Genomic DNA, 21602 nt, shown 5'->3' on the forward strand with positions numbered 1-21602 from the left:
CACAGGCAGGCTGTCTTCCTGCGCCTGAAGGTTCATACTGGGGCTCCTTGATTGGCCAGCAGGACTCCAGATGCGGTTGAACGGTTTCACGGGATGGTGCGAAGGCGCTCGACATTGCCCCTCACCCAACTTCAACGAGCGCCCTGGTGGCGAAGTCTCGCTGCTGGTCATCCACAACATCAGCCTGCCGCCCGCGCAATTTGCCACTGGCAAGGTGCAGGCCTTCTTCCAGAACCGTCTCGATGTCAGTGAGCATCCCTATTTCGAGGGGATTTCCCACCTGCGGGTGTCCGCGCACTTTCTGATCGAGCGTGACGGTGGAGTGACGCAGTTCGTCTCTTGCCTGGACCGCGCCTGGCACGCTGGGGTGTCGTTGTTCGACGGCCGCGAAAACTGTAATGATTTTTCGGTAGGCATCGAACTGGAAGGCACTGATGATCAGCCCTTCGCCGATGCCCAGTATGAGGCGCTCATCACCCTGACCCGGCTGTTGCTGGAGCGCTTCCCGGCGTTGAGCGTGGAGCGGATACGCGGTCACAGCGATATCGCCCCGGGTCGCAAGACCGACCCCGGCCCCTGTTTCGATTGGGCACGTTACCGTGCCGCCTTGCTGAATGAAGAGGATGCCCCATGATCTTTCTGGTGCTGCTGTTGGTCCTGCTGGCGGAGAAGTTTTCCGGGCTGCGCCAGCGCGTGCAACGTGACGGGTTTTTCCTGAGTGAACTGCACAGGCTCGAGGCGCGGCCGGGTCTGGCGCGCGAGCCTTGGCTGGTGCTGGGCATCGGCGTGGCACTGCCGGCGCTGCTGCTGGCGTTGCTGCTGTATGTCTTGCAGCCGGTCGCGTATGGCTTGCTGGCGTTGCCGGTGCATCTGCTGGTGCTGATCTACAGCCTGGGCCGTGGTGACGTTACCGTAGGGCTGGGGCCGTTTCGCGATGCCTGGCGCCGTGAAGATACCCAGGCGGCGGTGCACGTGGCCGAGCGTGACATGGGTGTTCTTGCCGATGATGGCAGCAGTTTGCTGCAGAAGGTGCAAGGCCATCTGCTGTGGGAGGCCTATCAAAGCTTTTTCGCGGTGATCTTCTGGTACGCCGCGCTGGGTCCGGTGGCGGCGCTGATCTATCGGCTGGTGGCCTTGGTGGCCGAGCAGTCTCGGCATCCCGCAGTGGCGTTACGGGCGCTGCGTCTGCGTCATGCCCTGGACTGGCTGCCGGTGCGCCTGCTGGCAGCCAGCTTCGCCCTGGTCGGCAACTTCGTGGCGGTGAGCCGAGTGATGTTGCACGAAGTGCTCAGCTGGGAGATCAGCGCTGCGACACTGATCGACCGGGTCGGTCGTGTGGCAGGCGATGTGCCGACGCCAGTGGTAGGGCCGGCAGGCGTGGAAACGCTGGACAGCCTCTGGCAGATGGTCGTGCGGGCCGGGGTGTTGTGGTATGCGGTGTTGGCGGTGGTTTCGGTTCTGGCGTGATTTCGCAGGTTCATCGTGCCGAACCCGAACCCGAACCCGAACCCGAACCCGGACGCGGCTCGCGCCGCTGATACAAGGCATCGCGGCGGGCCCTTCAACCCGCCCCCCCCGCTTCGGCGGTTACCGCTGTCAACGCTGCTAAATCCTGTAGCAGCGGCGCGAGCCGCGTCCGGGGTCACCGCGCATCCGGCAGGCTAAAAGTAATGAAAGACCCTTCCTACGAACCATAGAGTAAACGGCCTGCATCGCGCTAGGTAAATGATTCCTATTCTCTTTATTGAGGTCTTCGACTTAAGGAGGAATCATGCCCATTGGCACTCTGCCATCTACTGCCACCGGACGCGCCTGTTTGCTCATGCTTGCTCGTCTTTGCACGGTCGCCGTATCAGCACGGCAACAAATGCACGATGTTGCAAGCGAGGCCAGGCACGGCCGTCACTGCAGCGTTGAAACTGAAAAGAGAACGGTTCCAAGTAGCCGGCTTAGTTATTTGTCGGCTGTGTTGCAAAGAGGGCTACTGGGATAATGATCAACATATACATTAGCCGTGGGTTTCGCTATTTTTATAGTGCTCTTTCTGTTCTATTCGCCTTTTACTCGGTATTCATTTTTGGGCAGTCCGCCTGAACAAAGATCATCGTGCGGAAAGTTTGACGGGGAGGTGTTCGATTTCCCTGCGCCTTATGTGTTTTTGTCTCCCGAGTATGAGGGGTTAAGTATATGGGAGCAGGGTTACAAAAAGAACAAAAGGGGGTGCGATGCCAACTTTACAGTTGTAGCACTGAAAGTGCAGTGGCCGAGTTTGTTACCTGCTGAAAAAATGTGGGTTGGTGCAAATCGGCCGCCAGGTCAAATGGGAATCACCCTGGAGCAACAGCTGCCCCTTCCTGAAAATAACAAGGGTTTGAGGCCTGAGTATGCAGTCGCTGGAAAGGTTATTGATACGGCTCGAGATCGGCAATTTGATGAGGTATTGGGCCTATATAAACTAATTGGTGTCATGCGACCGATGCAAGATGACAAGATTGATGTTTACTGGAGGGAAGTCAATGGTTATACAGATGTTTTGCTGATATGTAGATACTATCCAGATGGACGTGATTTTGATTGCAACCAAACATGGTTGGCCAACCAAGGGCGGCTTCTAATTGTTGCTAACTATACAAGGCCCTATTTGACGGAATGGCAGGCTATCATGCTCCAGACTCACGAGATGCTCAAACTTTTTAAAAGGAATTGAATGTTGATTACGCCAATGACTGCACAACAAATGGAAATGCACACCAGGTTTGTTCACTATGGCGAGTACGACTTGATGTATAGTCTTATTGCATCCCATGGGCATCGCTATGCACAACTCGCTTTTGGTGTTCTGAATAGTAATGATTCGATAGCGGGTACGGCAGCAACTGGCTTTTTAGAGTCGACGGTGCTGAATGCTGGTCGAAGTTTTAGTGAGGATAATAAAGTTCAGATCTATCAGGGTATGGCTAGAGAGTATGTTGGAAAGCTGAACCTTCAGGTTGAAGCGCGAGGAATGGTTTGGAGAGATATAAACTATCGTGAGGCTTGGGATCTGCATAACACGGTATTTGAAGGACTGGGTTACACCCGAGATGCTTGGACGCTAAATGCTGTGTTTGAAGTTATCGGTAACGACAATGACAGACAGCAGTACTGGGATTCCGTTCTCAATGCTGCTGGAAATCCTGTGAGCGAGCTGTTACTTGCCAGAAGCACCTATTCAATGATGTTTCATGCACGGATGTTTGGTAATGAGGCACAAGCGGCGCATGCATCCAGATGGCTGAATCGCATCGAAACACTCGATAATGCAATTTCAGTGGGGAATGCTGCTGTCAATGTTTCAAGTAAAGAACTGAATAGCTTTTTCGATGGGGTCTATTCCACTATCAGTTCCACTGTGCAGCCCGCGCAATGGCACCCCGATCCAACGTCTCCTGCCATGTCTCCACCTTCTGCGCCATTACCACCCATGCCTATACCTACGCCTACACCGATCAGCGCGCCCCATGGCCCTAAAGGTCGTCGCAGGCCACGGCCCGGATTTGGCAATGTCGGCCACCCCGGTGACGGCTTCGGCGGTGGGGTTCGCTGGAGCAACACACGTCCGATTCTCACTATCGACCCGTTGGTAATGGATTTGAACGGGGATGGTGTGTCGCTTACCAGTCTCCACGCTAACGCTGTTGCCTTTGACATGGATAACGACGGCAATTCAGATGATATGACGAGCTGGGCAGGACCGGTAGATGGATTACTGGTGATGGATACCAATGAAAATAATCAAATAGATAGCATTGCCGAGTTGGTGTCAGAGCATTTAGGCGCCCCAGGGCCTCTAGACATTGGGTCCGAGCAAAGCATTTTTGGTAGCGGATTTGCCGCACTGACATCGTTCGATTTGAATGAGGATAACGTTATTGATGGGCGGGATGCCGTCTGGCAGCGATTGCAGGTATGGGTAGACAGCAATATGGACGGGCTCAGTTGGGTCGATGAGAATGCCAACGGATTGCGAGACGAAGGCGAAGTGAGTGAGCTCCATGCTTTATCGGATTTGGATATCACGCAGATCAGCCTGGCCAAGGTGGATCTAGGGGAAGTGGATGACGGCGGTAACAAGCTGCTTTCAGCTGGAAGCTTTGTCATGGGCGGCGAAGCCCAAGAGATTCTAGAAGTCGGTTTTCAAGTTCTTCTCGCAAAGGACCGTGAAGTGGAGCTCTCCACCAAGGCTCTCGCGAGGATAGAAGCCCAAGTAGCCAGACTGACAGACGCTATGGCCGTCGCAGGTGATGTATCTCCATCGGGTAACTACGCACCGTTCGGCGTAACCGAGCCTTTGGAGCTACGACTTGCAGTCGGTTCCTGACGAATAAGACAGGCATAACCTAGGCGTATTTATGATAGGCGGGTTGTCACCATGGATGCCGTCCACTTGCTCGCCGACGCGGCTTGCGTCGCTGCTACAGGGAACAACGGCGATTTCATGGCCTTTGTAGCAGCGGCGCGAGCCGCGCCAGAGGTTGCTGCCCATCGGGCCAGCCGAACAGGGCATTGGCATTCTGGGTGCTCGCGGCGGCCAGGGTCTGAACCTCGGTGCCGATGATCCTCGCCAACGCTTCGGCGATGTCCGGCAGGTGCTCCGGGCTGTTGCGTACGCCCGGATGCATCGCTGGCGCCATGTCCGGCGAATCGGTTTCCAGCACGATGGCTTCGAGCGGCAAACGTGGCAACACCTTGTGCATGCGTAACGCCTGCGGCCAGGTCGGTGCGCCGCCCAGGCCCAGCTTGAAGCCCAGTTTCAGATACTCCCGCGCCTCCTCCCAACTCCCGGCAAACGCATGAATCACACCGGCACGTTTCAGCTTGAAGCGCTTCAAGGTCGCGATCACGGCCGCATGACTGTGGCGCACATGCAGTAACACCGGCAGTTGCACATCCACGGCCAGTTTCAACTGCGCTTCGAACAGCGTCTGCTGCCGTTCTCGATCCAGATCCTTGAGGTAGTAATCCAGACCGAACTCGCCAATGGCGCAGAGCTTGGGATGTCCGTGCAACCGTTCCAGCCGGTCGCGCAGTGCGTTCACATGGTCGGGCTGATGTTCTTCGAGAAACACCGGGTGCAGGCCAAGGGCCGCGTACACCCGTTCATCCGCCAGGGCCAGGTCCCACACCCGTTGCCAGTTGGCCTGGTGCACGCCCAGGACCACCACCCGTTCCACGCCTCGCGCCGCAGCGCTGTCCAGCACGCGCGAGCGATCGGCATCGAAGTCGGGGAAGTCCAGGTGGGTGTGGGTGTCGATCAAGCGCACGATCAGGCCTCGTGAATCCTCTGTTTGAAGGTCCGGGCCAGGGCATTCACGCCGGGCTCGTAGTGCTTTTGTTCAACGGCGGCCAGGGCCAGTTCCAAAGCCTTGCTGGCGATCATGTCGTGCTGCTGGGCCATGGCGTTGACCGGCAGCGGTAAAAAGTCCAGCAACTGGGTGTCGCCGAACGTGCCCAGATGCAACGCCTGGGAATCCAGCGGGCGCTGCTGGAGGACATCGAACACACCCTGCAGCAGAACGTAGGAGGTGGTCACCAGTGCGTCGGGCAGGTGGCCGAGCTGGTCGAGAAGAGCCAGCATGGACTGCTGGCCACCTTCGCGACTGAAATATTCGCTGTGCTCGACCAGCACCGTGCCGTCGAATTCGGCCAGCGCGGTGTTGAAACCCTCGGTACGCACCTGACTGATGCTCAGCTCCGGCCGAGCGCCGATCAGGGCGATGTGCCGTGGCTTGGGCAACAGCAGGCTCTGGGTCAATTGCAGGCTGGCGTTGCGGTCATCGCTGATGACCGAACAGAACTGCGTTGGGTCCATCATCCGGTCGATGGCGATCACCGGCGTGCCCTTGGCCTGCAACTCGCGGTAACTGTCGTCACTGGCCGGCAGGCAACTGGCGACGAACAGCGCGTCGCAGCGGCGGGCGCGAAAAAGTTGCAGCAATTGCAGTTCACTGGCAGCGTCGTCGTCGGAACTGGCGATCAGCAGTTGATAGCCGTGAGCGCGAGCGCCCTGTTCGAGCCGCTTGGCGATGCGCGCGTAGCTGGGGTTTTCCAGGTCCGGCAGGATGAAACCCAGGGTACGGGTGTGCCGACTGCGCAGACCGGCCGCCTGGGGGTTGGGTGTGAAGCCCTGTTCCTGGACGATGGCTTCGACGCGTGCCACCGTCGCCTTGCTGATGCGTTGTTGGGCAGCCTTGCCATTGATGACGTAACTGGCCGTAGTGACCGAGACGCCAGCCAGGCGAGCAATATCGCTGAGTTTCAACCGTTGATTCCTTGTGGTCGGCGCGCCGGTGCCGGAGCATCTGGGTCGCGCTTATTCATCGTTGGTCAGGTTGCGTCGGGCCGTGATCAGGCAACGTAACCGACAGGTTGGACTTCAATCATCGAAGATTATCGAGTAACGTGCGCTGCATTCTAGATTAAACGTTTCAGCCCGCGCGTTTCCTGCCGTAAATCATCTCTCGCCGAGGTCTCACCCTTACCCTCGGCAACGCAGGCCGGACGTATCGAGAGTACAAGGCCCGCCCGTCGGTGCTCTATGCTCAAACTTCACAACAATACCTCAGCGCGCTGCCGCCGCTGTAAAGGAGAGAGGCAATGCTGGAGCTCACTATAGAGCAGATATCCATGGGCCAGAGTGCCGTGGATAAACCCGCCGCCCTGCAATTGCTCGCCGACAAGCTGGTTGCCGATGGTTTGGTGGCCGAAGGTTACCTGGCCGGCCTGCAAGCGCGTGAAGCTCAAGGCTCGACCTTTCTTGGCCAAGGCATCGCCATTCCCCACGGCACGCCCGATACCCGCGACCTGGTGTTCACCACCGGCGTGCGCCTGCTGCAATTCCCTGAAGGCGTGGATTGGGGTGACGGCCAGATGGTTTACCTGGCCATCGGCATTGCCGCCAAATCCGATGAACACCTGCGCCTGCTGCAATTGCTGACCCGCGCACTGGGTGAAACCGACCTGGGTGAAGCGTTGCGCCGGGCCGGCGATGCGCCAGCGCTGCTGAAACTGCTGCAGGGGGCGCCGCAGGAATTGGCGCTGGATGCGCAGATGATCAGCCTGGGGGTGATGGCCGAAGATTTCGAAGAGCTGGTGTGGCGCGGTGCGCGTCTGCTCCGCCAAGCCGATTGTGTAAGCAATGGTTTCGCGGCGCTGCTGCAGCAGGTCGAAGCGCTACCACTGGGCGATGGCCTGTGGTGGCTGCACAGCGAGCAAACGGTCAAGCGTCCGGGCCTGGCGTTCGTCACTCCGGACAAGCCCCTGCGTTACCTGGGCCAGCCATTGACCGGTCTGTTCTGCCTGGCGAGTCTCGGTGAAGCCCACCAGGCACTGCTCGAACGCCTGTGCGCCTTGCTGATCGAAGGCCGCGGCAACGAATTGGGCGGCGCCACCAGCACGCGGGCAGTACTCGAAGCGCTCGGTGGCGAGCTGCCAGCCGATTGGCCCAGTGCGCGTATCGTGCTGGCCAACGCCCACGGCCTGCATGCCCGCCCGGCGAAGATCCTGGCGCAGCTGGCGAAGAGCTTCGACGGCGAGATCCGCTTGCGGGTGGTCGAGTCCGGCGGCCTTGCCGTGTCCGCCAAGAGCCTGAGCAAGCTGCTCAGCCTCGGTGCGCAGCGCGGCCAGACCCTGGAACTGGTGGCTGAACCCACCATTGCAGACGACGCCCTGCCAGCGCTGCTGAAGGCCATCGAAGAAGGCTTGGGCGAAGAAGTGGAGCCGCTGCCGGCGGTCACCGAAGCGGCGCCGCAGCAGGTACCGGCCGTCAAGGCGCTCAAGGCCAAGCCACAGGCACCGAGCACAGGTGCCCAGGTCCAGGGCGTCGCCGCTGCCCCCGGCATCGCCATGGGGCCGGCGCACATCCAGGTGCTGCACGATTTCGAATATCCCCAGCGCGGTGAATCCGTGGCGCTCGAACGCGAGCGCCTGCAGGCGGCGCTGGGCCAGGTGCGCCAGGACATCGAAGGGCTGATCCAGCGCGCCCAGGCGCAGGCCATCCGCGAGATCTTCGTCACTCACCAGGAAATGCTCGACGACCCGGCGCTGACCGATGAAGTCGCCGCGCGTCTGCAGCAGGGCGAAAGTGCTGCCGCAGCCTGGAACACGGTGATCGAGGCTGCCGCGGTGCAGCAGGAAGCGCTGCAGGATGCCCTGCTGGCCGAGCGCGCAGCCGATCTGCGCGACATCGGTCGCCGCGTGCTGGCGCAGCTGTGTGGCGTACCAACGCTGGAAGAACCAAAAGAAGCCTACATCCTGGTAATGGATGAAGTTGGCCCCTCGGACGTGGCTCGTCTGGACCCGGCTCGTGTGGCCGGGATTCTTACCGCGCGCGGTGGTGCCACCGCGCACAGCGCCATCGTCGCGCGTGCTCTGGGCATTCCGGCCGTGGTCGGCGCAGGCGAAGGCGTGTTGCAGATCGCTGCCGGTACCGCGCTGCTGATCGACGGTCAGCGCGGCCTGTTGACCGTGGCACCGGCGCCCGAGGTGCTGGAACGTGCCCTGGCCGACCGTGATCGCCGCGAGCAGCGCCTGCAGGCCGCGGCCGAGCGACGCATGGAAAGCGCGGTGACCCTCGACGGGCACGCCGTGGAAGTGTTCGCCAACATCGGCGAAAGCGCCGGTGTTGCCAAGGCGGTGGAGCAGGGCGCCGAGGGCGTTGGCCTGCTGCGCACCGAGCTGATTTTCATGGCCCATTCGCAAGCCCCGGATGAGGCCGTGCAGGAAGCCGAGTACCGCCGTGTGCTCGATGGCCTGCAAGGTCGACCGCTGGTGGTACGCACCCTCGATGTGGGCGGCGACAAGCCGTTGCCGTACTGGCCGATCGACAAGGAAGAGAACCCGTTCCTGGGTGTGCGCGGCATTCGCCTCACGCTGCAGCGTCCCGACGTGATGGAAGGCCAGTTGCGCGCGCTGTTGCGCGCCGCCGACAACCGTCCGCTGCGGATCATGTTCCCCATGGTCGGCAGTGTCGAAGAGTGGCGCCAGGCCAAGGACATGACCGAGCGCGTGCGTCGCGAGATTCCGGTCAAGGACCTGCAACTGGGCATCATGATCGAAGTGCCGTCGGCGGCCTTGCTGGCTCCGGTACTGGCCCGCGAGGTCGACTTCTTCAGCATCGGCACCAACGACCTGACCCAGTACACCCTGGCCATCGACCGTGGCCACCCGACCTTGTCGGCCCAGGCTGATGGTCTGCACCCGGCCGTACTGCAATTGATCGACATCACTGTGCGTGCAGCCCATGACTACGGCAAATGGGTCGGCGTCTGCGGTGAGCTGGCAGCCGACCCGTTGGCTGTGCCGTTGCTGGTCGGCCTGGGTGTGGATGAATTGAGTGTCTCGGCGCGCAGCATTGCCGAGGTCAAGGCGGGGGTGCGCGAGCTGACGCTCAGCCACGCGCAACAATTGGCCCGGCATGCGCTCGGGTTGGGCACCGCCACGCAGGTGCGTGCCCTGGTGGAGAAATCTTGATGGCACGCATCCTGACCCTGACGCTTAACCCGGCGTTGGACCTGACCGTGGAGATCGACGGTCTGGAACTGGGCGAAGTCAATCGTAGCAATGCCCTGCACCGTCACGCCGCCGGCAAGGGCCTCAATGTCGCCCAGGTGCTGGCCGACCTCGGCCATCAGGTGACCGTGAGTGGTTTTCTTGGCGATGCCAATGCGCAGCCGTTCGAGGCACTGTTCGCGCAGCGCGGTTTTACCGATGCGTTCATTCGCGTGCCGGGTGAGACGCGCAGCAACATCAAGCTGGCCGAGCGCAGTGGTCGTGTCACCGACGTCAACGGTCCGGGTCCGGTGGTCGACGACCAGGCCCAGGCGGCGCTGCTGGCTCGTCTGCAGGACATCGCGCCGGGGCACGATGCGATCGTGGTCGCCGGCAGCTTGCCACGTGGGGTGAATCCGCAGTGGTTCCAGGCGCTGCTCGAAGCGCTTGCGTGCATGGACCTGAAAGTGGCGCTAGACACCAGTGGCGCGGCCCTTCGCGCCGGCTTGCTGACCCGTCCATGGCTGGTCAAGCCCAATACCCATGAGCTCACCGAGGTGCTAGGCAGCTCGGTGGAAACGCCTGCCGAGCAGTCTGCCGCGGCCCAGCGCCTGTTGGCTGACGGGGTCGGCAACGTGGTGATCTCTCAAGGCGAGCGCGGCGTCAACTGGTTCGCGGCCGACCTGGCCTTGCAGGCCTTGCCGCCCACCGTCGACGTGGCCAGCACCGTAGGTGCCGGGGACTCGTTGCTGGCCGGACTGGTGCACGGTCTGCTCAGCGAACGGACGCCGGAACACAGCCTGCGCACGGCCACGGCGATCGCCGCCATGGCGGTGACGCAGATCGGCTTCGGAATCAGTGATGCCGCGCACCTGGCGCGGCTTGAAAGCGGCGTCAGTGTACGTCCGCTGACAGAACAATAAGAGGGTTGAAGATGAAACTAGCTATTGTCACCGCGTGCCCCAGCGGGCGGGTGTCCAGCGTCTTGAGCGCACGTCTGCTCGACGCTGCGGCCCGTCGCCAGGGTTGGAGCACCAGCGTTGAAGTGTTCGACCCGCAAAACCCCGAGCAGCGTCTGACCGAGGCTGATATCGAAGCCGCGGACTGGGTGCTGGTGGTCAACACCGGTGCCATGGACCTGAGCCGTTTCGTCGGCAAGCGTCTGTTTCAGAGCAGCCCGGCCCACGCCCTGCAGGATGTCGACGGTTTTCTGCGGCAGGCTGCCGAACAGGCCAAGCCCTACGCAGCCGCGCCGGCGGCCGCCGCAACGGCGTCGCGTGCACCGCGTCTGGTGGCGGTCACCGCCTGCCCGACCGGGGTCGCGCATACCTTCATGGCGGCCGAAGCGTTACAGCAGGGCGCCAAGCAGTTGGGCTACGAGTTGCAGGTGGAAACCCAGGGCTCGGTGGGCGCGCGCAACCCATTGAGCGTGCAGGCCATCGACGAGGCCGACGTGGTGTTGCTGGCCGCCGATATCGAAGTGGCTACAGAGCGTTTTGCTGGCAAGAAGATCTATCGCTGCGGCACCGGCATTGCCCTGAAACAGGCTCAAGCGACCCTCAACAAGGCGCTCGCCGAAGGTGAAGTGGAATCCACCGGCAGCGCTGCCGGTGCACCCAAGAAGCAGGAAAAGACCGGTGTCTACAAGCACTTGTTGACCGGTGTGTCGTTCATGCTGCCGATGGTGGTAGCGGGTGGCTTGCTGATCGCGCTGTCGTTCGTGTTCGGTATCGAGGCGTTCAAGGAGCCCGGCACCTTGCCGGCCGCCCTGATGCAGATCGGTGGCGAAGCCGCGTTCAAGCTGATGGTGCCGTTGCTGGCGGGCTACATCGCCTATTCCATCGCCGACCGTCCAGGGCTTGCACCGGGCATGATCGGTGGTTTGCTGGCAAGCACCTTGGGTGCCGGCTTCATCGGCGGTATCGCGGCGGGTTTCATTGCCGGTTACGCGGCCAAGGCGATCAACCGCTATGCGAAGCTGCCGGCCAGTCTGGAAGCCTTGAAGCCGATCCTGATCATTCCCCTGCTGGCCAGTCTGTTCACGGGCCTGGTGATGATCTATGTCGTCGGCAAGCCGGTGGCTGGAATGCTGGCAGGTCTGACGACTTTCCTCGACAGCATGGGCACCACCAACGCGTTGCTGCTGGGGGTGCTGCTGGGGGCGATGATGTGCGTTGACCTGGGCGGTCCGATCAACAAGGCAGCGTATGCGTTTTCGGTAGGGTTGCTGGCGTCGCAGAGCTATGCGCCGATGGCCGCAACCATGGCAGCGGGCATGGTGCCGCCGATCGGCCTGGGGCTGGCGACCTTCTTCGCCCGGCGCAAATTCGCCCAGACCGAGCGTGAGGCAGGCAAGGCGGCGTTGGTTTTGGGGTTGTGCTTCATTTCCGAGGGCGCCATCCCGTTCGCCGCCAAGGACCCGTTGCGGGTCATTCCGGCGAGCATCGTCGGTGGTGCCTTGACCGGTGCGTTGTCGATGTACTTCGGCTGCAAGCTGATGGCGCCGCACGGTGGCTTGTTCGTGTTGCTGATTCCGAACGCGATCAACCATGCCTTGTTGTATTTGATGGCCATCGTCGCCGGTGCCCTGTTGACCGCGGTCGTGTATGCCGTGATCAAAAAGCCGGAGACCCAGGAAATCGCCGTAGAACCGGCAAAAGCCTGACCCTGTAGCAGCGGCGCAAGCCGCGTCCGGCCTTGACGCGGTTTTCCAGATACACCGCATGCACCGCCGACGCGGCTCGCGCCGCTGCTACAGGAACACTGCGATCCCCTGTAGCAGCGGCGCAAGCCACGTCCGGCCTTGACGCGGTTTTCCAGATACACCGCGTGCACCGCCGACGCGGCTCGCGCCGCTGCTACAGAAGCACTGTGATCCCCTGTAGCAGCGGTGCAAGCCACGTCCGGCCTTGACGCGGTGGGTCAATAGACGTCGCGGCGGTAGCGGCCGGTTTCGATGAGGTCGTCCAGGCGCTCGCGGCCCAACACCTCGGTCAGCACCTGATCCACGCCGCTGGCCATCCCCTGCAGGCTTCCGCACACGTAGATGACCGCGCCGTCTTCCACCCACTCCAGCAACACGTCAGCCGCTTCGCGCAGCCGATCCTGCACGTACACCTTGTGCGCCTGATCACGCGAAAACGCCACGTCCAAGCGTGCAAGGTCACCACTGGCCAACCACCCCAGTAACTCCTCCCGGCAATGAAAGTCATGGGCCCGGTTGCGCTCGCCGAACAACAACCAGTTTCGCTGACGTCCCTGTTCGATACGCGCCTTGAGCAAGCTGCGCAAGCCTGCCAGACCGGTGCCGTTGCCGATCATAATCACTGGCACCGAGTCCTGCGGCAGATGAAACCCCGCATTGCGTCGCAAGCGCAGGCTGACCGCGCCATGCAGTTCGGCGTGCTCGGTCAGCCAGCCCGAACCCAGCCCCAAACCTCCGTCGTCGTGCCGTTGCTGGCGCACGATCAGTTCCAGCCGACCATCGCCGGGCAGGGAGGCGATGGAATACTCGCGTACCGTGATGGGTATCAGTGCATCCACCAGCGCCTGCGCATGCAGCCCGACCAGATGACTGCGGCTGGCCGGAAGCTGGCGGCTGGCCAATGCTTGCCCCAGCGGTTCCTGCAGGCCATCGACCCAGACCAGGGTCGACGCCTCCAGACCCAGCCCCGACAGGCACTGTTCGATGGCCAGGCGGCCGTTGCGCGGCAGCACATCGACCAGATCGCCAGCCTGCCACTGGGCTTGACCATCGTCACGCAAGGCGATGCGGTAGACCGGATCGCCTGAGCTGTCGGGGTTCAACAGCTCGCGTTCGACCAAGCTCCACGGGCTGAATGCCGGGGCCTGCCACACGGCCTGGGCCACACCTCCAGTAAGCAGGCTCAGTTGCTGCTGCCACTGCTGCAAGGCCGCCGGGTCGGCGTTGTCCACCTCGATCGAGGCGAACAGCGGCTGCGCACCACGGGCATCGAGCCATTGATCGAGACGGTGGGCGAAACCGCAGAACTGCTGGTATTGCCGGTCACCCAGGGCCAGCACCGCGTAGCGCAAGCCGGGCAGGGCGCAGGCACTGCCCAGCACCTTGCGCTCGAAGCCGCGGGCGGTATCGGGCGCCTCGCCGTCGCCGAAGGTGCTGACCACGAACAAGGCCCTGTCAGCCTGCTGCAACTGCGCTTCGTCCACTTGAGCCAAGGCGCGGACCTGAACGCTGTGCCCGGCCGACTGCAGTTGCCCGGCGGTCTGCCATGCCAATTGTTCGGCGAAACCACTCTGGCTGGCGAAGCCGACCAACCATCCTGCAGAGGCATCGTCCTGCACGTTCAAGGCACCGCGCGCCAGGCGCACCTGGCGCTTCTTGCGGCGCCGATCCAGGTACAGCAACCAGCCGGTGATCAGGAACAACGGCATCGTCAGGCTGGCCAGCATCATCAGAATACGCCCGACCAGCCCGAAGTAGCTGCCCACGTGCAGGGCATAAATGCTGGTCAGCAGTTGCGCCTTCAGCGACTTGTCTTCGTAACGCTGGATGTCCTTGACCTGCCCGGTGCCGGGGTCGAGGCTGAGCAAGCCGAAGGCGCGGTCGTGCGGCGAATCCTTGCGCAGGTAGAAGACCGTCGCCGGCAGCCCGACATTGCCGGGAATGCGCACATTGATCACGCTCAGTTCTGGCCCGACCGCTGCGCGAATACTGGCCCACAGTGCGTCGTAGTCGACCACCGGAGCCACGTCGGAAGACGAGGCAGTGCGCCGTTCGATGCGCGGGGCGGTAGGGGTGTCGGAGAGCATCCTGTTCACGGCGTTGCCGAACCATTGATACGACCAGGTCAGGCCGGTCAGGGCAGCGAGCAGATAGAACAGCAAGCACCAGGTACCGAACACCGCGTGCAGGTCCCAGTTGAACGCGCGGCCTTTCTTGGCCCAATCCAAGGTCAGCCAGGTGCGCCAGTTCAATGCCTTGCGCGGCCAGCGCAGGTACAGGCCAGAGAGGCAGAAAAACACCAGCATCAGGGTGCAGGCTCCGGTGATCTGCCGCCCTGTGCCGCCCATGGCCAGGAAGCGGTGCAGGTCCAGCATCAGGTCGAAGAAGCCCTCGCCGAACACTTCGCCCTGCAATTCTCCGGTGTACGGATCGAAATAGGCCGATGGCCCACGCCGCTGTCCCGCAGGCGGAGTGAAGGACACCCGTGCGGCGCTGCCTTCGACCAGGTCCACGCGCAAGGCAGCGACCTTGCTGCCCTGGCGCCGCTCGAGAATCTCCACCAACTGCGCGGCAGGCAGGATCCCCGTGTCGCGGATCTGCACCGTCAGGCTCTGCGGGTTGAGCGCGCGCAGAATTTCATCCTCGAACGAATAACTCGCGCCGGTGATGCCCATCAGGGCCAGCACCAGGCCACCAGTGATGCCGAAAAACCAGTGCAGCTGGAAGAGGACGTTCTTGAACACGGATCACCTTGAGCGGGCCAATCGAAAGCAAGGCGGACGGCATTATGCAGCACGCGCTGAGAATCGGTCTCAACCGTACCGATTCGGTTCGTTGCCGTTGCGACGTAAAACGCCCTGCGTCGCGTGAACGAGCAGGGCGCAGAAACGGCCAGGCGGCCTCTAGAAGTGGAAGTTGGTGCTCAGCAGCGCCGTACGACCTGCCGCCTGGTTGGCGAAGTGGGTGCTGAAGGCCTTGTCGTAGTAGGTCTTGTCGGCCAGGTTCTGCACGTTCAACTGCACATCGAAATGCTTGTTGATCTTGTAGCTGGCCATGGCATCGAGGCGCACGTAGCTGTCGACCATCGTGGTGTTGGCAAGGTTGCCGAACACGTCATCGACATAGAACGCGCCACCACCGATGGTCAGCTTGGGCGTCAGGTTGTAGGTGGTCCACAGGCTGGCGCTGTTGTTCGGCGTGTTGGGCATCTGGTTGCCGTTGTTCGCCGCGCCCAGCGGGCCGTTGTCCACCACCCGTGCTTCCAGGTAGCTGTAGCCGGCAAACACCTGCCACTGCTCGGTGAGCTTGCCGGACGCCGACAGCTCCAGGCCGTCGACACGGGTCTTGCCCGCGTTCTCGTAGGCGTAGGTATTGGTCTGCACCCGGGTGTTGTCTTTCTCGGTGCGGAACAGCGCGGCGGTCAGCGACAGGCGCTGGTCGAACAGATCCCACTTGGTCCCGATTTCGTAGTTGGTGGTTTCCTCAGGCTCCAGGTCGCTCGTCAACAGGTTGCCGGTGCGATCCGGTGCGCCACCCAACGGGTTGCCTTCCATGCCTTCACCGACCAGCGAGCCGGGTGGCGTGGCGGACGTGGCATAGGACACATAGACGCTGCCATTCTCGGCCGGTTTCCACACCAACCCCAGTTGGCCGGTGACGAACTCGCTGGTGTCCTCGCTCTTGGCCGTGGTGACGCCAGCGGCCGTGTAGGTGCGGTAGTCCGTTTCGAAGTGGTCGTAGCGCAGGCCGGCGTTCACCTGCCATTGCGGGCTCAGCTCCAGCGTGTCGAACACGTAGATCGCCCGCGTCTTGCTCGACGTATCGGTGCCGGCATAGTTGCGGGCAATGGCGCCGTTCCACGGATCGTCCGGGTTGGGATTGGCCAGCGAGGTGCAGTTGTAGCCACTGGAGACGATGCTGCCCAGGCTGCAGTTGCTGCTGGAACCGGCGGTACGCGGCGTGGTGTCGGTGTTGACGGTGTAGCTGCTGCGGTCGCTGTCTTCGCGGCTGAACTCGATACCGGTCGAGAAGCTGTTCTTGAATCCGGCCACATAGAAATCGCCGAACAGGTCGGTCTGGTTGGTGGTGGTCGCGGTATTGCCGACGCGGCTGTTGGCCCGGCGCCAGACGCTGCCGTTTCTGACGTTGCGCTGGCTGTCGTCGGGCTGGGTGAGGATGTAGTCCTGCATGGTATTGCCGTGGCGCAGGGTGTTCTTCACGGTCAAGGTGTCGGTCAGATCGTGCTCGATGGCGAAGGTGGCAATGTCGCTGCGGGTCTTGCGGAAATCACGGTCGCTCAGGCCATAGAAGTTGCTGCTGCGCCCGCCGTCCTGCGGCCTGTCCGGATTGGCCGAGGTACGGCCGGCGTTCCCGGCAGCCGGAATGCTGTAGGGAATGCCCGAGTCGGGCAGGTCATCGCTCTCCAGGTGGTAATAGTCGAGGAAGACCCGCGTCTCCGTGCCCAGGCCGAAGGCCAGCGACGGCGCGATGCCCCAGCGGTCGTAGTCGACCTGATCGCGGCCGGCCACGTTGCTCTGGTGGCTCATCAGGTTGAGTCGCCCGGCGGCGCTGTCGCTGAACTGGTAATTGCCGTCCAGGGTGTAGCGCTGGGTCTGGTCCGAACCCCAGGTGAAGCCGCCGTCCAGGGAGTCACCCAAGTGTGCCTTCTTGCTCACCAGGTTGATCGTACCGCCGGCCGCGCCACGGCCGCCAATGGCCGAGTTGGGCCCCTTGCTGACCTCGATGGATTCCACGGCGAAGATTTCCCGGCTCTGCGCGCCGGCATCGCGTACGCCATCCAGGTAGGTATCGCCCTGGGCATCGAAGCCGCGAATGAAAGGCCGGTCGCCCTGCGGGTTGCCGCCTTCACCGGCACCGAAGGTAATGCCGGGTACGGTGCGCAAGGCATCCTGCAGATTGAGCGCGCCGGTGTCCTTGATGACCTGTTGCGGCACCACCGTCACCGAGCGCGGTGTGTCCACCAGCGGCGCGGTGTACTTGGTGGATGAGGCACGTTCGGTCTGATAGGACGTCGGCTCCTGGGCCTCCCCCGTGATGCTGGTGGCACCCAGCGACAGCGGAGCGGCCTTGGCCTCGTCGGCGTCAGCTGCGTACGCGGTGGGCGCTACCCAGGTGGCGCCCAGGGCCATGCCGATGGCAGAGGCAAGCAGCCGTGGCGATGAGCCCGGAATGAAGTGGTGTTGGCGCGACATGATGGAAACCTTCCCCAAGGTTATGAGGCGGCGGAGAATAATGTAAGTGAATATTTGTAGCAATTGCGAAATATTGCTATTCGCGAAGTGCTTACATTCTTTACAATTTCCCGCGCAGTTTTCGTCGTATTCCCACAGCAGCGCCCTTGTGCATTGGCAATGGGAATCAATACCATTGCTGCCCCTCGGCCTGCGGTGAATTTCCATGCTCCTACACATTCCCGGATTGTTCGCGCGCGACGAAGTGCTGCGCATCCGCCAGGCTCTGGAGCAGGCCGACTGGGCCGATGGTCGAATCACCGCTGGCCACCAGTCGGCGAAGGCCAAGCACAACCTGCAACTGCCCGAGGGCCATCCACTGGCCGTGGAAATAGGCGCCGCGCTGCTCGAGCGCCTGTGGGCCAACCCGTTGTTCATGTCGGCGGCGTTACCGAACAAGGTCTTTCCACCGCTGCTCAACTGCTACACGGCAGGCGGCAGTTTCGACTTCCACATCGATAATGCCGTGCGCCAGGCCAAGGGCGGCGTGGAGCGCGTGCGCACCGACCTGTCCTCGACGCTGTTCTTCAGCGATCCGCAGGATTACGACGGCGGCGAACTGGTGATCCAGGACACCTTCGGCACCCGCGAGGTCAAGCTGCCCGCAGGCGACCTGCTGCTGTACCCGGCCACCAGCCTGCACAAGGTGCGCGCCGTCAGCCGCGGCGCCCGCTTCGCGTCTTTCTTCTGGACGCAGAGCCTGGTTCGCGAAGACAGCCAACGTGCGCTGCTGTTCGAGATGGACGGCGCGATCCAGCAATTGACTCGTGATGTCCCCGATCATCCGTCACTGATCCAACTCACCGGCACTTATCACAACCTGCTGCGGCGCTGGGTGGACGTATGAGCGCCGACTGGCGCCTGCGTCGCCTGGAAATCCTGGACAACGAACAGCTGCAGGCCATGCTCACCGCTGAACCGCGCAAGGCTGCGCAGGCGCTGGTGATCGCCGCAGGGCAGGGCGTTGTCGACGCCCAGGCGCTGCTCGGGCAGATTCTGCTCGATGGCCGCGGTATCGAACGCGATGCAGCGCTCGCGGTGAAGTGGTTTGCCATCGCGGCGCATCAAGGCCACCCCATGGCGCACAACATGCTCGGGCGCTGCCACGAGCACGGTTGGGGCTGCGAGGCCAGCGCCGAACGCGCTGCCGGGCATTACCTGCAGGCGGCGCAGGCGGGACTCGACTGGGGCCTGTATAACCTGGCCAATCTGCTGGGCACCGGGCGTGGCGTCGGGCTCGACCATCCGCGGGCCTTCGCGTGCTACCTGCAGGCGGCGACCATGGGCCACGCCAAGTCCATGAATCTGGTCGGCCGCTATCTGGAACAGGGGCTGGTGGTGGGCGCTGACCTGCCCAAGCCAAAGGTCTGGTACATGCGTTCGGCGCAGGCGGGTGATTTCCGCGGGCAGTTCAGCCACGCGGCGATACTGGCGGAGGAGGGGGATGTCGACACGGCGCTGATCTGGCTGCATCGAGCTCTTGAAGGCGGGAACAGCAATTTTCTACGCAGTAGTCTGGCGGTGCTGGAGCAGGCCAGGCAGCCAGCCATCAGGGCGATGGCAACGCTTTATGCCCAGCGCCTGCAGGCACTGGAACAGTAGACCTGCAGACAGCCGATGGCTGCCCGCAGGTTACCGGTGCATCAGATGTAGAACGACTTCAAGGGCGGGAAGCCGTTGAATTCCACCGCGCTGTAGCTGGTGGTGTAGGCACCGGTGGACAGCCAGTACAGGCGGTCACCGATGGCCAGGTTCAACGGCAGGCCGTACTTGTAGTGCTCGTACATGATGTCGGCGCTGTCGCAGGTCGGCCCGGCGATCACCACTTCTTCCATCTCGCCTTTCTTCTCGGTCCAGATCGGGAACTTGATGGACTCGTCCATGGTTTCGATCAGGCCGCTGAACTTGCCCACGTCGGTGTACACCCAGCGTTCGACCGCGGTGCGCGACTTGCGGGCTACCAGTACCACTTCACTGACCAGGATACCGGCGTTGGCGATCAACGAACGGCCGGGCTCGAGGATGATTTCCGGCAGATCGTCACCGAAGTCTTCCTTGAGGAAGCGGATGATTTCCTCGGCATAGGTTTCCAGGCTGTTGGTACGGGTGATGTAGTTGGCCGGGAAGCCACCGCCCATGTTGATCAGCTTGAGGACGATGCCGTCTTCTTCCTTGAGGCGTTCGAAGATCACCTTGACCTTGGCGATCGCCGCGTCCCATACGCTGATGTCGCGCTGCTGCGAGCCCACGTGGAAGGAAATGCCGTAGGGCACCAGACCCAGGTCGCGCGCCAGGATCAGCAGGTCCATGGCCATGTCGGTCTGGCAGCCGAATTTGCGCGACAGAGGCCAGTCGGCCGTGGTCGAGCCTTCGGTGAGGATCCGCACGTAGACTTTCGAACCCGGTGCGGCCTTGGCGATGTTGCGCAGGTCGGCTTCGGAGTCGGTGGCGTACAGGCGCACGCCCTTGTCGTAGAAGTAGCGGATGTCCTTGGACTTCTTGATGGTGTTGCCGTAGCTGATCCGCTCCGGGCCCACACCTTGGTTCATGACCTTGTCCAGCTCGTAGATCGAAGCGATGTCGAAGTTCGAGCCTTTGTCGCGCAGCAGGTCGATGATTTCCACGGCCGGGTTGGCCTTGACTGCGTAATACACCTTGGCGAATTCGAAACCGGCGCGCAGGTCATCGTAGGCCTTGCTGATCATGGCGGTATCGATGAGTACGAAGGGGGTTTCTTGCTTGTCGGCGAAGGCCTTCATCTTGTTGAAGGTATCGCGTGCGAAGTAGTCTTCGACGTTGATCGACATGCTAGGGACTCCTGGTGGCAAACGTCGTGAATATAAATGGGCTCAAATGACCATCCTCCGTATCCCCACTTTGGTTCGCCTACTTCCCAAGGCATGTCGGGCGAAAGCAAAAAGGCCACGGAAAGCTGCTTTCCGATGGCCTGTTGTCTCGTCGTCAGTACTTGAGCCGGATGGATCGTTTCCAGCATGGACGGTCGGCGCGAACTGTAGGGCGTGGACGGCTTGAGAGCAACTAAAAATGTCGCCTTTTCGTACGTGGCCGATGGGGCCGGTAGCGGAACCCTTCGACGGTTCCCTTCTAACCGACCCACATGACCGCATGATGTTCCCGCCCCGGCGCCCCGCCGGTCATTCCTTCACGTTCATGAACTCCTTGGCCCAGCCGACGTAGCTCTCCGGGTGGGTGTAGGTGTGGGTGAGTTCGGTGGCGCTCAGGTCGGTGCTCTTGCTGAACTGCTGACGCTGTTCGCGCAGCGAATCGTAGGTGGCCTTGATGGCCGCGAAATAGGCACCGTGGCCAGCCACCACGACCCGCACACCCAATGCTGCCAGGCGTTCGTCGTCGTGCAGCGCCGGATTGCCGTAGGTCACCAGCATCAGCGGCACGCTGAGGTTTTCGGCAATCTGCTCCAGGTGCTCGAAGTCCTTCACGCCGACCATGCAGATGCCGTCGGCACCAGCGGCCTGATAGGCCTGGGTCCGGCTGATGACTTCCTGGGTGGAGAGCACACCGGCATGGGTACGGGCGATGATGGTCAACTCGGGGTCGACCCGGGCCTCCAGCGCCGCGCGGATCTTGCCAACGCCCTCGGCCACCGAGATGAGATCGGTGGAACGGCGACCGAACTGCGCCGGCAGCAGGGTATCTTCGATGGTCAGCGCACCGATGCCGGCACGTTCCAGCTCCACCACCGTACGCATGACATTCAGCGCGTTGCCATAGCCGTGATCGGCGTCGGCGATCACCGGCAATTGCGCGACACGACCGATGCGCGTGGCCTGTTCGGCGAACTCGGAGAGCGTGATCAGAGCGAAGTCGGGGGCAGCGAGCACTTGCAGCGAGGCCACCGAGCCGCCGAGGATGCCAACCTCGAAGCCCAGGTCGGCAGCGATGCGGGCGGACATGGGGTCGAACACCGAAGCGGTGTGATAACACTGTTTTGAAGCAAGCAGCTCACGGAACTGGCGACGCAGGGCCGTGTGAGAAACTTTGGGCATGATCGCTCCTGATTCTGGCGAAACCCCATTGCCTCATGCGGAGGGTTTCTGGAACTTTATCGATTCTTCATGGGTTTTTAGTGACTGGCGCCA

15 protein-coding genes are annotated in these 21602 nt (G+C 62.1%); 9 read left to right on the forward strand and 6 right to left on the reverse strand.

The genetic code is table 11. From position 1 onward, the window contains the following. Window positions 1-70 precede the first annotated feature (70 nt). The 4 genes from ampD (at window position 71) to ABMD26_RS15360 (ending at window position 4360) form a co-directional block, all read left to right on the forward strand. On the forward strand, window positions 71-634 hold the full coding sequence (gene ampD, locus ABMD26_RS15345) for a 1,6-anhydro-N-acetylmuramyl-L-alanine amidase AmpD (RefSeq protein WP_134723699.1): 564 nt from the start codon (window positions 71-73) through the stop codon (window positions 632-634). Further along, on the forward strand, window positions 631-1467 hold the full coding sequence (gene ampE, locus ABMD26_RS15350; RefSeq protein WP_134723698.1) for a regulatory signaling modulator protein AmpE: 837 nt from the start codon (window positions 631-633) through the stop codon (window positions 1465-1467). The genes ampD and ampE overlap by 4 nt, the downstream gene beginning before the upstream one ends. A 661-nt stretch (window positions 1468-2128) precedes the next feature. Further along, window positions 2129-2707, forward strand: coding sequence for a hypothetical protein (locus tag ABMD26_RS15355; RefSeq protein WP_354310547.1), 579 nt, complete (start codon window positions 2129-2131; stop codon window positions 2705-2707). Next, on the forward strand, window positions 2708-4360 hold the full coding sequence (locus ABMD26_RS15360; RefSeq protein ID WP_354310549.1) for an SPM autocatalytic domain-containing protein: 1653 nt from the start codon (window positions 2708-2710) through the stop codon (window positions 4358-4360). It begins immediately after the preceding gene. A 115-nt stretch (window positions 4361-4475) separates the two neighbouring features. Here ABMD26_RS15360 and ABMD26_RS15365 read toward each other — a convergent pair whose 3' ends face one another. Both ABMD26_RS15365 and cra read right to left on the reverse strand, forming a co-directional pair. Then, a complete protein-coding gene (locus tag ABMD26_RS15365; RefSeq protein WP_354310551.1) occupies window positions 4476-5303 on the reverse strand; it encodes a TatD family hydrolase in 828 nt (275 codons plus the stop codon). A 2-nt stretch (window positions 5304-5305) separates the two neighbouring features. Beyond that, a complete protein-coding gene (cra, locus tag ABMD26_RS15370; protein WP_122742557.1) occupies window positions 5306-6301 on the reverse strand; it encodes a catabolite repressor/activator in 996 nt (331 codons plus the stop codon). 335 nt (window positions 6302-6636) lie between these two features. On the opposite strand from cra, the gene ptsP reads away from it, so the two are divergent. From ptsP to ABMD26_RS15385, 3 genes are read left to right on the forward strand one after another with little or no spacing between them, the layout of a single operon-like run. Then, window positions 6637-9510 (forward strand): phosphoenolpyruvate--protein phosphotransferase, encoded by a 2874-nt coding sequence (gene ptsP / locus ABMD26_RS15375; protein WP_354310553.1) that lies wholly within the window; start codon window positions 6637-6639, stop codon window positions 9508-9510. Continuing rightward, complete coding sequence (pfkB, locus tag ABMD26_RS15380; protein ID WP_354310555.1) at window positions 9510-10451, forward strand: 1-phosphofructokinase; 942 nt, start codon at window positions 9510-9512, stop codon at window positions 10449-10451. The genes ptsP and pfkB overlap by 1 nt, the downstream gene beginning before the upstream one ends. Before the next feature lie 11 nt (window positions 10452-10462). Beyond that, window positions 10463-12193 carry a PTS fructose-like transporter subunit IIB gene (locus ABMD26_RS15385; protein WP_049861174.1) on the forward strand — a complete coding sequence of 577 codons (1731 nt, stop codon included), beginning with the start codon at window positions 10463-10465 and terminating at the stop codon, window positions 12191-12193. A gap of 257 nt (window positions 12194-12450) precedes the next feature. On the opposite strand, the gene ABMD26_RS15390 is transcribed toward ABMD26_RS15385, so the two are convergent. Continuing rightward, complete coding sequence (locus ABMD26_RS15390) at window positions 12451-14976, reverse strand: PepSY domain-containing protein (protein ID WP_354310558.1); 2526 nt, start codon at window positions 14974-14976, stop codon at window positions 12451-12453. Window positions 14977-15135: 159 nt separating this feature from the next. Beyond that, a complete protein-coding gene (locus ABMD26_RS15395; RefSeq protein ID WP_134723689.1) occupies window positions 15136-17445 on the reverse strand; it encodes a TonB-dependent receptor in 2310 nt (769 codons plus the stop codon). Window positions 17446-17650: 205 nt separating this feature from the next. On the opposite strand from ABMD26_RS15395, the gene ABMD26_RS15400 reads away from it, so the two are divergent. Further along, the gene (locus tag ABMD26_RS15400; protein WP_049861177.1) at window positions 17651-18331 is read left to right on the forward strand and encodes a Fe2+-dependent dioxygenase; all 681 of its coding nucleotides are present in this window, start codon (window positions 17651-17653) and stop codon (window positions 18329-18331) included. After that, window positions 18328-19086 (forward strand): tetratricopeptide repeat protein, encoded by a 759-nt coding sequence (locus ABMD26_RS15405; RefSeq protein ID WP_134723688.1) that lies wholly within the window; start codon window positions 18328-18330, stop codon window positions 19084-19086. Before ABMD26_RS15400 ends, ABMD26_RS15405 begins: the two co-directional genes overlap by 4 nt. Window positions 19087-19127: 41 nt before the next feature. Here the strand turns inward: ABMD26_RS15405 and ABMD26_RS15410 are convergent, their stop codons facing one another. After that, window positions 19128-20291, reverse strand: a complete 1164-nt coding sequence (locus tag ABMD26_RS15410) for a type III PLP-dependent enzyme (RefSeq protein ID WP_049861179.1) — start codon at window positions 20289-20291, stop codon at window positions 19128-19130. A gap of 348 nt (window positions 20292-20639) precedes the next feature. Beyond that, on the reverse strand, window positions 20640-21509 hold the full coding sequence (locus tag ABMD26_RS15415; RefSeq protein ID WP_043192893.1) for an oxaloacetate decarboxylase: 870 nt from the start codon (window positions 21507-21509) through the stop codon (window positions 20640-20642). Window positions 21510-21602 lie beyond the last annotated feature (93 nt).

It is taken from the genome of Pseudomonas sp. PvP001 (genome assembly GCF_040546375.1).
In the GTDB taxonomy this organism is placed as follows: domain Bacteria; phylum Pseudomonadota; class Gammaproteobacteria; order Pseudomonadales; family Pseudomonadaceae; genus Aquipseudomonas; species Aquipseudomonas coleopterorum.

What these genes read in the sequence shown, in the direction of transcription:
- ABMD26_RS15400 (WP_049861177.1), top strand. Translation starts at nt 17,651, where the DNA reads ATGCTCCTACACATTCCCGGATTGTTCGCGCGCGACGAAGTGCTGCGC.
- ABMD26_RS15385 (WP_049861174.1), top strand. Translation starts at nt 10,463, where the DNA reads ATGAAACTAGCTATTGTCACCGCGTGCCCCAGCGGGCGGGTGTCCAGC.
- ABMD26_RS15415 (WP_043192893.1), bottom strand. Translation starts at nt 21,509, where the DNA reads ATGCCCAAAGTTTCTCACACGGCCCTGCGTCGCCAGTTCCGTGAGCTG.
- ABMD26_RS15395 (WP_134723689.1), bottom strand. Translation starts at nt 17,445, where the DNA reads ATGTCGCGCCAACACCACTTCATTCCGGGCTCATCGCCACGGCTGCTT.
- pfkB (WP_354310555.1), top strand. Translation starts at nt 9,510, where the DNA reads ATGGCACGCATCCTGACCCTGACGCTTAACCCGGCGTTGGACCTGACC.
- ABMD26_RS15405 (WP_134723688.1), top strand. Translation starts at nt 18,328, where the DNA reads ATGAGCGCCGACTGGCGCCTGCGTCGCCTGGAAATCCTGGACAACGAA.
- ABMD26_RS15360 (WP_354310549.1), top strand. Translation starts at nt 2,708, where the DNA reads ATGTTGATTACGCCAATGACTGCACAACAAATGGAAATGCACACCAGG.
- ampD (WP_134723699.1), top strand. Translation starts at nt 71, where the DNA reads ATGCGGTTGAACGGTTTCACGGGATGGTGCGAAGGCGCTCGACATTGC.
- ampE (WP_134723698.1), top strand. Translation starts at nt 631, where the DNA reads ATGATCTTTCTGGTGCTGCTGTTGGTCCTGCTGGCGGAGAAGTTTTCC.
- ABMD26_RS15410 (WP_049861179.1), bottom strand. Translation starts at nt 20,291, where the DNA reads ATGTCGATCAACGTCGAAGACTACTTCGCACGCGATACCTTCAACAAG.
- ptsP (WP_354310553.1), top strand. Translation starts at nt 6,637, where the DNA reads ATGCTGGAGCTCACTATAGAGCAGATATCCATGGGCCAGAGTGCCGTG.